This is a genomic window from Njordella calcicola (assembly GCF_056494125.1).
On sequence record NZ_CM151396.1, the window covers coordinates 3,519,311 to 3,535,458 of the forward strand.

Genomic DNA, 16,148 nt, shown 5'->3' on the forward strand with positions numbered 1-16,148 from the left:
GAACACGCATCTGCGGATCGTTCTGCTACTGAGAAGATTGATGGGTTCGAGAAGCCGAAACTCTTCCGCAATCAAGGGTGTCGAAGATTCGTGCGTCAGAACCGGCACGTAGCATCAAAGCATTTCAAAAGTCATCGTCGAGGCTCGCAGTAGTTGGTTTAGTCGAGAAATCTTTCCAATCGGACGGTGTTCGCGTCAGGCACTTCTCGATTCGCCAACTGCGTTCATACTCATGCGCCAAACAACCAAAGCGGATAACAGCGCGCAGAAGCACGGACGCTGTTTTGGTGAAGGGAATATGCAGGCAGCGGCTTACAAAGACATATGTCAGCTCGGGTTCATGAGCCAACCGTAGCATTGCGAAACGCTATGGTTGGACCATCCGAAGATGCGAAATTTTTATGGGTGATTGACACCGGTGTGCACTTCCCCAAAAATTAGATATGTGCATAAGAAGGCGACCGACTTCCCTAGGTGCTTTCACGTTGCTTCGTCTCATCCTTTCTCTCTTCATATAGGCTGGTGCATACGTGGAGTTCTCCCGTTCTTTCTTATTCCGAACGCGCAAATCTTTACCTTCGAAGCAAGATATGACGCGGAAAGCTAGACAGTTGCTTGTTGAATCATTGGAAGCACGGCACTTGATGGCGATTGACTTGACGGGTGGACAACTGCCCGCTGACATGGTTGCTCAAGCGTACGTCTTCATAGGCGACCATAGTGTAAGTAATAGCGAAATTTGGTCGATGAATGTTGGTCCGAGCGTAATTACTGCTCCGGATTTTGGCGAGGTTGTTCGTGAAACGGTACACTTTGCAAAAGGGCAGACGTATGAGATATCGGCTTCCCACGTTGCAACAAACCGAATACATCCCGTTACTGGTGGCCCCGATCCTGATTATGACTATCGAGCCTGGGTTGATCGATACGCGAATCCTAGCTGGACTACCGGCAATCCCGTACCTTCTGGACACCAGTTTTTTGTTACCGATCCAGATGGATTGCTTCAGCGACGCTATTTCGCTGAGCAAGGTGATCCTGATCCCGTCTTAGGGAAATCTGCGCTACTTCATTTTCCTTCCGTCAATCTCAAAGTTGACAGCAATCAAGACGGAATTCTGTCGATTCTGGACGATTTTGCCGAACTTAATACTACGATTGGCAAGACGCTCTTCGTGATGGCAGGGGACAGCGATCTAGATGGTGTTCCAGACAATTACGACTTTAATGGAATTCAGAACCAGTCCTTTGAGCGTGTCGTGTTGCAACTTAGTAGCAATTTAAGTTATGCAGCAACTCCAGAATCAGTGAACATCACTTTTGAATATGCTGCCGCTCCGTTCTCTACCAGTAGCTCAAGCGGTTTGTTCCGACTATGGCGCGTTGACGCGGATGCCAATCGCCAATCATCCGAACTTTACATCGCGCCGCACGTTTCTTATTCGGCAGCCGCCCTAGGAATGACCTTCGGTGAATCCACCTCGTTTTTTCTTGAGGCCGTAAATCCAACAAACAAAACGGTGCATTATGACGCAATCAAGGTGATCGTCAATGTGAATGGATTATGGCAAGGAACCCTTGAGGACAAGGTTCATGTTCGAGCGAAACAAGGTGGTGGCGAAGTCTATTTGCTTTCCGAAGAAGTCTCAGCAACAGGCGGAACCGCCGAAGTCTACTACCAATTCACTGGTACTGATCTCGCTTTTGTGGAAAGTGACGTTATCACCTTCCAGGTCTACGATATGGCCGGGACATTGCAATTCGTTACCACCGGCACGATAGTCAATGGATTGGTACAGACGGAGGTGCCGCTTTCAACTCTCCAGGCTGGTGATCGGTATCAAGTAAGAGCAAAGCACAAGAACATCACCACTGCTTTTGCTGAGTTCGAAATCGTAGACGATGTCTATGTCAACTCGGTCCCAACTATCACTGCTTTGTCAGACCTAGTGATTGCAGAAGATAGCAGCCAGCAAACCTTTCACTTTACTATTGACGATCAAGACAATTCGCTTTCCGAGTTGTCGGTGTCGGTATCGTCCAGCGACCTTACTCTAGTTGATCAAGCCGGGTTGACTCTGAGTGGTACGGGCGCTAATCGCATGCTATATGCGACCCCAAAACCAAACCAATTTGGACAAACGGTAATCACCATCGTCGTCTCCGATGGCATAGCCCAGAGCTCTTCAAGTTTTACACTAACTGTCACTCCAGTTAATGATGCGCCTGTAGGAGCAAACGCTACCCGAAGCATCTTGGAAGACCAAACCTATCTGTTCAAGCTTTCCGATTTCCCGTTCTCCGATCCAAACGATGTTTTTCCGCATAGCCTGGCAGGAATAAAGATTGTCGGACTGCCACCTGCTGGCGACGGCGTCCTGAAGCTAAACGGTCAAGCGGTAGTCCTGGACCAACTCATAACTCCCGAGAGCATCTCAAGTTTAAGCTTCGTCCCAAAAGAAAATCTTCATGGACAGAACTTAGGGACGATTGAGTTTCGTGTTATGGATGATGGGAACACAGAATTGCCTGGAGATGTTTTGAGCGAGACCTACCAGTTTGCTTTTAATATTGCTTCTGTAAATGATTCGCCCGTTCTGGACAACAGTGGCAGTGTTAATTTTACAGGCATCTACGACAATGAAACTACCAATGGTGGCAATCTGGTTTCTGAATTGATTGCTGACGCCAACGGCGACTTGATTATCGACGTTGATACCACCGACGGCAAAGGGATTGCGATCTTCCTTAAAAGTTCGACATCTGGCGGGAGTTGGCAGTATTCACTTGCAGGGGAAAACCTTTGGAGAAGTCTTGGAGCAGTCTCGCAATCAAGTGCGCGTCTACTGAGAAGCACTGACAGAGTTCGGTTTGTGCCAGGCGTTCTCGGAGCTGCCTCGGCCTCTATTTCCTTTTTCGCTTGGGATCAAACGCAAGGATCTGCGGGTCAACTCTTGGCCGTTTCTCACTTGGCTAATTCAGCATTCAGTGTGAACTCGCAAGTCGCCGGACTTGTAATCCTTGCCTCCGACGAACCTAGTGGGACCAACGGTTTGATTGCTGTCATCGAAGACGGCGATTTCACTTTCACTTCTGAAGATTTTGGGTTTATTCCTGCTGCGGCGGCTCCCTCAAGTGAGCTTTCGGCAATTGTCATTACTTCTTTGCCTATGCCAGTTGCGGGGGTGCTGTATCTTGGCGCTCAGGCTGTGGTTCTGAACCAAGTGATTGCTGTCAGCCAGATTCCTAATCTCAGATTTGCTTCCGCACCAAATAGGGCTGGATTGTCGCTTGGAGAGATCCGATTTCGAGTACGTGGGAGTTTTAATGATTCCCCTGGCTACCGGAATCAGAGCTCAACTGAAAATACCCTCGTCATTGATATCGAGGGAGTTAATGATGCTCCCGCCGGGGTTACTAAGCAAGTCGAACTTGTTTTGAATACGAACTACACCTTTGGTCCCAATGACTTTCAACTGACCGACATTCACGACAATCCAGCGAATCAACTCTCAGCCATTACAGTCACGATTTTGCCGTCAAGCTTTGATGGCGAACTGCGATTAAATGGACAGACTCTGGCCCAAAATGCAGTCATACCTGTTTCTGATCTCGGAGACCTTGTTTTTATTCCCAATACCAATGCAACTGCTGGCATTGGTAAGGGCGCTTTTTCCTTTCGAGTGATCGATGATGGAGGAACATCCAACGGTGGAGTGGATATTTCACAGGAAAATGCCAATTTTTCGTTTCACTTTAAATCGCCTTCCAGCACTGTTCCGTTCATTGGCATCGATTCCGCTACCAACGCCAGCGAAGCCGGAAACGTGGGAAGTGTTGTCTTTAGCCGCACTGGGGCGACCAACAGCTCCTTAACGATAGATTTTCAGGTCATACTAAAACCAGGAGCCGTTTATGCGGAGGATTTTACAATTGAAGGTGCGTCATTTAATCCGACGACCAATGTTGGCAGCATCACCTTCCCCATCAGTAGTACCCCCATCGATGGCCAGCAGAAGATCGCTTTACAGATAATCCCAGTCGATGATGACGCTGTTGAGTCGACTGAGTTTATTGAGTTCGCGATTCTTGCAAGCGGAAGTGGGCTTTACACCATTGACGCCTCGAGGACTGGCCTAGTTGCGATTCTTGACAACGATGCATTGCACGTCGCACCGATTGTTGGGAACATGCGTTTGTTGAACGATACCGGCATTTCCAGTACCGATCGGATAACTTACGATCAGAGATTAACTGGAGACTTTAGCGTCGACTTGGCGACCGGAGAATACATCGTCGTCGAATTTGCCTTGAACGAGAACTTCGATGTAGATGAGTCTGTGAATGTCACAGCAACTCCTTCGACGTTCATTTTTGATCCAACCTCGGTAGATCCCGACCTTGGTACCACTCAAAGCGATGTTTCGATCTACTATCGAAGCAAACTCATGGGACCCAATGCGGTTCAATTAGAAGTTTCGCAATGGCGTGTGTTCAGCTACAGCGTCGTCCCCAACTTTGATACAGTGCCAGTTGCTTTCCATGGTGTAGGATTGAAGTACGACACTGATATTCCAGACGATCTCAAGACAGCCAATCCAACCATACGGGGCCGAGTTATCGGGGATTTTGGCCAGTCGAACATTCGAGTGGAATTCAAAATCGATGGCGAAACCACACCTCAAGGGAGCGTAGTCCTTGAGAATTCAGGCGACGCTTTCGAATGGGATCCCCGAAATGGCAATCCCACGCTAACCAATTTTACAGGTTACGAGCAGGCGGTCACGATTGATTTTCGCATTGTCGAACTAGGACAAACCGAGACGACACACCCCTGGGAGTCCTTTACATTCACGTTACGTCACCCACCCGCGACGACTTATTCGATCAGTTCCCTGACGCACCATATCAAGAGAGCTTTCGAAAATGAATTCGACTATGAGCCTTTGGGGCTTTCGCTAACGGGAACAGTTCATGTCGGAGCGAATCACATTTCGCAAGATGGCGAACCGATTACCTTGCCATCCATCCCTGTGCAGATCGATTTTGATTCGGACGGTGTGCCAGATGACGAGATCACCGTTACCAGCGATCTCACATTCACTTACAGACCAAACAATCTGAGTGTAGGCAATGTAACATTAAGATTTCGAGCGCTCCAGTGGAACGAAGATTATGGAATGTATTTGTATGGTCCGTGGCGAAATCACACGTTCGACTTTCGACCTATTTCTCCACCGGTTATCACAAAAGTCGCATTACAGAACGACACTGGTGCAAGTGCAACCGACAAGAACACTTCAGATCCTGGAATCTACGGTGAATTTGGTGGTCCAAATCAGCAGATAGAGTTCTTGAGTGTCGAGTTGGATCTGGATAACGACGGAACTGCGGACGTTGAAATTGACGGAAGCCTAGGTTCGGGCTTTAGATACCTATTTACTAGTGCTGCTGCTGGAAGTAACACGATTCGAGCCCGATCCAAAGTCTTCGATCCCTTGTTTGGATTAGACGTTGTCGGACTGTGGACTACTTTCGCATTTACCTACCAACCGCTTGCGTTGCCCGAAGTCGGTTTGGAACTTTTAGTCGATGACGGTAATTCGAACACCGATAAGATTACGTCCATCTCTACGATTGTTGGCACAGCATCCCATGTGAACTCGGACGATGTATTCGTCGAAATCGATCTCAATGGCGATCTCCAATCTGACGACTTTGCATTGCTACAGTCGGATTCTCGATTTTATTATCGTCCTACCGGGTTGCCGCTTGGACAAAACACGCTTTCGTCACGAGTCGTTCGTCGCAATCCATACACTCAAGTCCTAGAGGCTGGGTCATGGTCTAACCTTCAGTTTACGCTTACTAATCCTTTGCCAGGGACGTTGGATGTAAAAAATCTGCGACTGGCTTTTGATAATGGTTCGAGTCAAACGGATCGAGTCACAACAAATCCTACTTTGGTGGCCGAAGTTGCCGGCAATGGCCTTGTTCAAAAGTTTCAGATTGAAATCAACGGCAACATCGTCGATGAATCTATTGTTCGGTCCGATGGTACCTTCCGTTATACGCCGATCGGATTATTTACCGGCACCCACGTCATCCGCGTTCGAGCGATTGGATATGACTATAATACCAGCGGACTGTTGATTGGTGCATGGAAAGCGATCGATATCACTCTGGTGGCGTCCAACGCAACGCCGCCTGCGATTGCAAATCTAAAGTTGCTTAGCGATTCGGACGTCGATGGCGATAGTATCACCGAAAATGCGACCATCGTTGGTAACATCACCGACGATACCAACGTGAAACGAGTGCTCATTCAAGTCGACGAAGACAACGATGGGGACGTAGATGCCAGCATCTACACGAACGAGCATGGCGAGTTTACGTATACGCCTGCGTATGTCGCCACCTCCACTCCGGTTAACCGCACTGTTTCGTTCCGCGCTGTAGAATTCGATCCCGATTCCAATTCCGAAGTGGTCGGCAGTTGGTCGCTCCTGCAATTCACCCATGTTAACCAGTCCGACGCTGCACCTAAGATCCTAGATGTAACGTTTTCGCCTTTAAGTCCTACCGGGCAGCCCAGACTTTCAGGTCGAGTTACGTTCCAGCATAGTGTGAGGGGGTTACCAATCGAGGTGGACCTCAATGACGATCAAACTCCCAATATTGTTGCTACCACGGATAGCAATGGACGATTCACAATCGATTTACCAGGGCTGACTCCAGGTGAGAAAACGGTTCACTTGCGTGCCACCGGTTTGGTAGGCCAATCAGGGCAAAGCTTAGCGGGAAGCTGGCAGGCATTTCAGTTCTCGTACAGTGGAGTGGCACAAGCTCCTACTGTTGATTCCATCGTGTTGGTTATTGATACCGATACTCCCAATGACGGTATCACAACCGACTCTCGGGTTAAGGGCACGATCAACCAAACAAGTACCAATGGTCCGATTACGATCGAGTTCGATACCGATGGCGATTTGAACACGGTGGAAGGTCAAACCGTTGCTCAATCCGATTTAAGTTGGGTTTATTCGCCAACTAATCTCGCTACAGGCGCGGTGACAATCAACGCTAGAACAAAGAGCTACACCGCTGCCGGCCAGATCGTTCGCAGTGACTGGGAGTCGCTCACATTTACACTTGCGGCCAGCGCCTCGAATTCCTATCGCTTGTCAAATATTCGGCTGACCAACGATAATGGGGCTTCCAGTACAGATCGCAGTACTAGCGACCCCAGAATCTCGGGGGACATCGTAGGCGGAATTGCATCGGTCCTGAACATTGTTGAGTTCGATTTCAACGCGGACGGTGTCCCTGAAAAGACTCTTCAAGTTTGGGGCAGCCAGTTTACCCTGACTCCTCCGCAACTAGACCAAGGGTGGGTCAACGTACAGCTCCGGACAAAGACATCCAATAATCAGCTAATCTCTGAATGGTCCAGCTTTGATTTTGTCTACCATAGCGATCCAGATAGCGAGGACGCTCAAAACCTATTGGATGCGCTTAATGGGCTGGACAACTCTGGAGATATTAGTGCCGCGGATGCGCAACTCAAGGCGGAGCGACAAGCGGCCAACAGTGTTTATGAAACGAACACGAGCGTTGCCGCTCTTGCTCGGCAAAATCAAATGGACGCCGCAGACGCTGTATATCAAGCTGAGTTATCAGCGGCATACTCACAATATTCGACAGGCGTTGCAGCGGCGGCAGCCGCCTATCAAGCAGCGCTTGGGAACTACAACGGCGATACCACAAGTTATTCCTTCACTCCGCTGAAAATCGACGGTACACCTAACCTGGGAAGGCTTCAAGTTCCCGATGACGACTTCTTGCCGACGCCACCCCGAGATTTACCCAATTACTCTCAACAGAACTATGACTTTAATAACCAGATTTATCGTACTGTTGTAGAGAATGCACAGAGCAGCTTCGATGTTGAGGTAAAGAAGCAGGGGGATCAACGCAGGGCTCAAGAAAAACTGAGTTTCCAGCTTTATGAGCAGGAAGTCAAGGATGCGAACACAAAACACAAGAATGCATTAAAAGATGCACAGGACGAATACAACCTTGCAATCGCTGTTCGTCCTGAAACAGACATGGCTGTCCATCGTGATACTTATAACAAGGCAATCCAAGCTGCAAACGATAAGTATTCCGAGATAGCCAAGTCGGCGAATAAGGCCCTTTCTGATCTAATGCGATCGGCTCAGCAGTCGCTTGCGAGTCGGCAAAGTGCCGCGAGTAAAACTGCATACGACGCACAAGCTGCTGCCTACCAAACGTACTGGGACGCGATGGATCCCTACCCAGGCTGCGAAGGTGCGCACAGCGCCATGATTACGCGCGAAACTGCGCTCTACGAGATTAAGAAGACGCTGGCAAAATCGCAGTCAGAGTTTCGCCATCAATATGATGAGGTTGTAGGCCAGGCGGTTCGAACATACAACGAAATAGTCGCCGCGGCAGAGCGCGACCGGGCGAAAGAAGTAAGCGGCGCCACGGTCGTACTCGACAAACTTCAGGCCCAATACGACAAAGAAGCTAGGCAGATCAAGATTGATGCAACGATTGCTTTGGAAAAGGCCAAGGCGACCGCGGCCAAAGATCTGGCTGTGGAAACGGCAGATGCGGTTAAGAAACGAGACGAAGCGTATGCTACGCATGCTAAGGCAGAGTTCGATGCGATTGAAACGGCACGCGGACAATTATGGGTCACATTAGCCCAGGCGAAAGTCAACGCATTGAGCAGTTGGAACGGAACAAGTCAATCGCTGTGGACTGCTTATCAATTGGCGGTAGCTCATAGCGAACTCCAGTACACAATCAATCTCAGTCAAAAATACATTGTTTACAAACAAGCTACATCTGCGGCTCAAAAACTAGAATCGGAAGCAGTCGCCCAGGCAGTTTGGACCCACGATACGCAAATCGCTGGAAAAGTTTATTCTGCTGCTGAGAGTCGTGCGGACGAACGAGGCAGTTTTTGGGAAGCTGCTTCAGTGAGCAGTTTTAATGCCGCTGAAGACACTGCAGATTATCGCAAGGAATTACGCGATTATTTAGCTGATTCCAAGTACGACCGCGACATGGCTCAGACGGAAGACCTCTACAATTATAGGGATGAGATATCTGATGCAATGCACGACTACGCCATGGCAATGGCTGATGAACACATCGAGTTCACCGGTTCGTCATGCACCAGCGATGAATACGGTGGCAGTTATGGGCATGAAGGCTCAGCGCGGGTATACCTCTCCCCAGACGAACTCGCGAATATTACGAAAACTCGTGATTTGGCAATTAATGCAGCGAGTTTCACATTCCAAACAGAAACCGTAGGTAACAATCTCACCTGGACTAAAGAAGTTCGGGCGCAGTGGAGCGATTTTAATGTATCGATCGGTGAGACGGCCGATGGCAAAGAGAAGAATATTGCATCTGCTCAGTTTGCATATCAATTCAGCGTTCTCGCGACTGACAATGATCTAGCGAAGGACAGAGTAACGCTTGCAGGAAATCTGTCAAAGCAAATCGCTCAAGCTGAGTACAATTTCGTCATCACGACCGCGCCCTTGGATAAGATCTACACAACTGATGAAGCGGAGTTATTAGAAGCCAAGACGATTGAAGTAGCCGAAGCCCTTAGAGACTATCGAACACTAGAAGCTGGTGGCTATAAGGCCGCTATTGCCAGTTGGGATTCCAGCCTAAACACGCCTTGGTCGCAAATGCACGTGCAAACAGCGAACAAAGAACAAATCTGGGCGACAAGTATCGGTGCTGCGGAAGTAGAGCATTCTCAATCCATGGCAGCGCGTCAGAGAGTGAAAACCGGCATCGAAGCTGAGGCTCAGCGGCTTAGAAGAGTGGAGACCGCTACTGCAGAGAAGTCAAATGTCGAAAGCATTGCAGAGGCTCGAAATCTGTACGCAGAATCGTTGCATTCTGCCAAAGAAGGATATGCAATCGAGCTGGCGATTAACAGGCTGTTCCTAGCACACGACAAGGTCGATGGCAATGCAGAGTACCGCCAAGCAGACAGCGATCACGAACTGCAACAGTTCAACTCGTCGGCGGACGGCGAGCATGAGCATCAGCTTGCCGTACTGGAAGCAACCAGAATTTACCAAGATAAGGTAATTGGTGCAAATGCCACATATAGTGCGGCAATCGACAATGCCCGGCAAGCTTTCTACAAAGGCGACATCTCTAGCAGCGAGTACACATCTCGGCTTAGCGCCGCACTGACAACTCGAGATGACAAGGTCGACGAAGCGAGGCAACAGTTCAACACGGCTGCTCATGAAGCTTGGGATGTATTACGCGAAGTACGAGCATCCGCATTGAAGGTCTCTCACAGCAATTCTCTCATCAAGAATGCCGAGCGAGCGTCCGAGAAACTTCAACTTGAAGTTGACTTCGTTGAAAACGATGTCGCCGCACAAAAAGCATTGAACTTGAGTGCCAAGCAGGCGGGTGACACACTGGCGGACGCGTTGGCTGTTGCGGAAATTGGAATTTCCACCGCTTATGCGAATAATGGTGCTACTTATCGGAAGGCGATCGCCGCCGAAAATGCTGCATTCAACATCGACTCCAAAGTAGCCGGGAATCTGCTCTCTCGTAATACGTATCTGGCAGATGCCGCCAGACGCGAAGGCCAGATCGATGCTCGCGGAGCCTACACGTCTAAACTCTACCAGCAACATGCACTTGTAAAGCAAAGTTCGTCAACAGTTATAGGTTCCCAACTCGCGACTATTCAGTCTGCCGTTGCGAACGCTGATTCGATTTGGGCTAATGCTGTCCGAGTAGTCCGCGCACAGTATGAAGGCGCTATCACCGCGGCCGGACTGCAACGCTTGGATACTGTCAATGCAGCAACTCTCAGTCATACCCAATGGGTCAACAACCAGACAACTCAGTATGTCAACACTACAGAAAATGCTCAAGCTGAGCTCGCCATTGCTCGATCTACTGCGTCAGCTCACTTTGATCGCGATAGTTCCAAAGCCCAACTAGCCGCGACTAAAACGAGTCTCGATGCCAATCTGGACTACAGCCTCGAAGCCATCCACGCTCGTAACGAACTGCTCGATGAAATGGTGGAAGTGACCACCGTCTATGCCAATGCGATTGGCGACGCATGGAAGGAGTTCTATTTAGAATCGACAGATGGCTGGAGCGATTATACTCCTGGTTTACTAGGGTTGGGATATGTTGGTGCATGGGCCGGTGGATTCAGTTATTACTACAACTATTACTACCACGGCTTTCCAGGGCTTGGATACGCCTATGGCGCTTACAGCTCCGGCTCATTCCACGGTATCTACAATTGGTCGGGTATCTGGGGTTCCAGCTATCTCGGCTACGGCATCTATCAGGGGACAACGACGAGCGCCACACAATCCGATTGGAACGAACTGAACGCTGACCTATCTGCCGCCAAAAGTTCTTACGATACCAGCTCCAAAGCGAAACATCTTGAATTTATCCAAGATGTAGGAGACGCTCAGAAGACACGCGCGGAAACCATTGGTGATGCCTTGATCGCCCTGGCAACCCAACGTGGAACGTTGGATGTTACTTATGCGAGCAACGTGAACATTGCAGAAGTTGCCCATAATACGACTTATGTTGCTGCAAAGAATCAACTTGCAACGCAAACGGCTAATGCTGATCACCAACTGACTTATGATTTGGCATCTGCCAATCGATTGCAAGTGGTCGGTGAATCAGCCGCAATGGTCAATCGGGTCAATCTCGAACAAACCGCTTTGGTTAACCGTGCCGGTCTCGTCGCGACCGCCGAGATTCTTTATCACAAACAGCAAGCGTTGATTAGTCTTTCCAACGCCAACACTAGCTTTGATACGGCCTATTATTCTTCCAAGGCGGATTGGCTTGATGATATAAGCACTGCTTACGTCGTTTACGCCACCCAAAAGGCGACAGCCGATGGCTGGTTGGCCTACAATGTAGAGCTTGCGCGGCAGGTCCGCAACAACGCCACGGCATTGCAAATCGAAACTCATCAAAAAGTTGCGGCCGATCAAGCCAGAGACTTGGCAACTACAACTTCTACGAAAGAAACCAATCGCGGTACTGCGCTGCTGGTCAGCGAAAATGATCGTCGGTTAAATGCGGCCGAGAACAAGAAGGCTTACGAAATTGGTACTTCGGGAGCCGAGAAAGCGAACGCCGTTAAACACGCCGAGATCCAGTTGGCGTACCAGTTAGGAACCTATGGCGAAACCAGTTCCTCCACGCTGCAGCAGAAGGTAAAGGATCGTGACAACGGGCTTGCTGAAGGCGCTCACGATCGTACCGTAGCCGTCGCGGATGCACGTAAGGCTTGGGAAGAGGCTGAGTCTACCAACCGTGTGGCTTACACGTTGGCCAACGCGACGGCCAATAGAACGTATCAACAAGAACTCGCTTTAGCCATCAAATCTCAAGCAGTCGCGGTGGCCGCTTCTGCCAAGTCTCGTGATACAAACATCGCCAACGCGGAAAGCACTTTTTGGGTTAATGAGACCATCGCACGCAATAGCCAGCGATCCTCGCTGGCCACTGCCGATGTTACTTTCTGGAACGCACAGGAGAATGCCCGTGTCGCCGCTCATCAATCTATCCATGATGATCTGAACCTTCCTTGGTCTCAGTATCTGGTGCAGGCCGCTCAAGCACGGAAAACTTGGTGGCTATCAGCATCAAGTGAATACATCTCGTTGGCAAATTATCGTAACGCAGCCGAAACGGCCTATACCAACACCTTGATGGTCGCCTATGTAGCTCGCGAACATGAGATCGCCAATCGTCAAGAACAATACTCCATTGCAATCGCCAATGGTGCCTACACGCAGACGTTTGATCTAGCAGCGTCGACGGACAGCTACTTTCAAAGCTTGGGCAATCCTGGCAAGATCTACGCAGACGCGATTGCCGCCGCCCAGAATGCTCACGACAAAGCAGTCGCTGCGGCTGAAAAGACCTATGTCGACAATAAGAATTCTTCCCAACGAACCGCCAGCCTTCAAACGGCCGCAAACGACCTGAAAGACGCAACGAATGCGGCTGAGAGTGCTTGGTATCAGGCTGAAGGGACACAGCAGTCCACTCGCCTACGCTCTGATGGGACCACCAACCGGTCTGCAACTCTCAATCGTATCTCTGCTGAAGCTGCGTTAGCCAACTACAAGACCACGGCCGAGCAAACCTACTGGAATGCTGAATCCAACGCTTATGCGCAGTCGATCACCGACTGGGCCACCATCGACGCTTTCTTCAAGCAATACGAAGCGGATAGTTTCGCAACCGCAGCAGCCAGCCTTCATTCGTCCTCACCTTCACCGTGGGCGCTGTACGATGCTCTGCAGTACGAGGCCCAAGCGGACTTGGTGACGGCAACCAGCAATGCTCGGAAGACACATGACATCGACAAGGCAATCTCCCACGCCGCTTGGGAAATCTTACATACCAATGAAGATGCCGCTTCAAAGATTTCGCACGTCAATAGCTCTGCTAGCCACAACTCGTCGCTAGCTCAGGCTACCCACAATTCGGTTCATGCCCAAGCGCAACTCATCGACCAGCAGGTCTCGCATGGTAGCTACAAGTCCGATTTGCCTTATGTCACCGATCCATCGGGTATTGCTTCGGTCTACACGGTGACGAACGCTTCGCTAGCGGATTTCCATTCGCAGATCTCCGCGTTACCCAATCCGACGGCCTCTACCATGTACTTGTCTTGGAACTGGGGAGCGTGGGGGCATTTCGGAAACGGCTTGTACTACAACAATCTCTTGTACGGTTATGGCTATTACAACACGGGCATCTGGGACTATGGCATCAACTCCCCAGCCCCATCGGATGTATCCCTTGCTCAGCTTACCGAGCTAGCTCTACCCAGCGGTTTCTTCGACTTGAAAGCAGCCGCTGACAACATCCAGTGGAACTACGACATCCATGCTGGCTACTACATGGATTATGAGTTGTTCGAGTTGACTGACCCCAGTATTCCGAACCAAGCGTCCGATGCTGGTAACTTGAGCTTAGTGCCGATCACCAACGGATTTAACAGTAGTGCACGAGAGATAGGCAAGATTCTGTCATTCATGTCTTCTCGATTTGGCGAGCTATTCAGCCTGTTGGGAAGCATTTCGCGCGCACCGGTGAACGATAGACCAATCATCAATCCAGTTGATCATTCCACGGTGCTTGATTCGACTGACTCATTGAGTGGAAATTCTTCGTCCAACATATCCGACGCCGAGCCCATGCCAGAATCTTTGCCTCTGTCTGCCCGAGGACTTACGGTTCAAGTTCCGAATCATAAAACGTCGTTGGACATAGCAATTATCGTTATAGACAAGACCAAATTAAATCAGAGATCAAATATCGTATTGGGGAATCCAAATCCTCTGGCGGACGCTCAGCAAACTACTTCGATCGGTTTAACTACCACCTTTTTGAAAAACACCGCATATGGCTTTTTTGTCGATGGGATAGTTGGAGACGCGACAAACATTTATGCGATAGGAAAAGGTGTTGTTTCAGGAAGTATGACAGTGGTCAAATACCTGAATCCACTTGCTGCATCACAAGAGATGGCCAGAATGGGTTTGGAAACGGGCAAAGCTGTTTCGAGCTTTATCGAGGAGAATCGAGAAAGCATTGCCAATATATCCCGTAGCCTTGAAATCGTTCTCCGTGATTTGAATCGTCTTAAAGAACTTTTAGAGTACGACGATTTACGTGGCTACAGGGCACTGCTACGCGGTGATATGGATAGCATGTTAGTCCAAAATTCGATTAGCTTCTGGCAAAGGGGCATTTCGGATGAAACTCAATTTCTGTTGGACACGCTTAGCGGCGTTTCAATGAAGTTAGTCCTCGAGGTGGTAGAGAAGTATGAGCAGTTCAAGAATTTGCCCGCAGAGAAGGTAGCTGGTTTATCAGGTCGTATCGCGGGCGCAATTCTATGGGAAGTCGTTTCAGACGCAGCTCTCGTATACGCGTTAAAGCAAGGCGCAACTGGTGCAATTCGGGCAAAACTGGCCGCTCGACTTGAAAAGGTGTTGGGACTTCCCGCAGTCAATCAGTTGTATGGAGCTTTGGATACCGCAGTCCTTACACTGTCTCGTGCGGTCCAGTTCATGGGATTCAATTATCGATTATGTTTTGTCGCTGGCACGAAGGTTCATACTCGCTTCGGATTGAAGAACATTGAAGATGTCGCCATCGGTGATGAAGTACTGAGCAGGGATGAGTACGAACCAAGCTCTGAGAATCGGTTCAAAGCTGTAACCAAGCTGTTTATCACGAATCCGACCAAGCTGTATACGATTCGATACCGAAACTCAGCGGCTGTTGAGTCACTGACGTGCACCGGTGAGCACCCATTCTACGTGTCCAATCGTGGCAAATTCGTTGCCGCTAAAGAACTTGAAGTTGGCGATTCCTTGGAGTTAGTAGATCACCTAGCGGCTCAGATTGAATCGATCGAGATCCAGGAGTCTGAAGAAGGTGAAAACTTTACCACCTACAACTTCTCAGTTGCTGATGATCATACATACTTTGTGGGTGAATCTGGCGTTTGGGTTCACAATGTTGGTTTGCCATGCAGAGAGGCAGAGCAAATTTTTATAGCTGCTTGGAAGAAACCCGAAGACTTTTCGGCCGCAGTTGACGCCGCAAGAAAGCACTTGGTCGCTAGGTCAAAAGAACTCAATGTTCCAGATAATAATATCGCTGAACACTTGCGACATCTCGATGAATTGATTATCAAACAGGCATCAAAGGGGATATTGCCCCACATTGACTTCAGAACTGCAAACCGTGTTGAACTTGAAATATTCCCTGGCGGAAATCGCCATGTTACTACCGCAAATGTGCGTATCACAAATTCTGGTAAGACGCTTGAGTTGAATTCGATAACTCTTCATCCTTATGGCTCTGTCGAAGAGTTCTTAGGCGCTGTCCCTGCTCCTGGAGTTGGCCCTGGTGGGCTGAGCCCGATTATTAGCGAACTGATCCAACAAGCCAAATCTCAAGGATTCACAGAGTTGGTCCTGAAGGGAACAATCCAGCGAAAAGGAAACAAGCCATTTGTTAAGACGATCCCAGTCCCATGA

The 16,148-nt window shown here is 49.4% G+C and carries 1 protein-coding gene; it reads left to right on the forward strand.

What is annotated here, in order from left to right; all coding sequences use genetic code 11:
• Positions 1-590 precede the first annotated feature (590 nt).
• Positions 591-16,148, forward strand: a complete 15,558-nt coding sequence (locus SH302x_RS13400; RefSeq protein ID WP_479369188.1) for a polymorphic toxin-type HINT domain-containing protein — start codon at positions 591-593, stop codon at positions 16,146-16,148.

Excerpts from the sequence above, each read along its gene's own strand:
- SH302x_RS13400 (WP_479369188.1), top strand. The coding sequence starts at position 591 with ATGACGCGGAAAGCTAGACAGTTGCTTGTTGAATCATTGGAAGCACGG.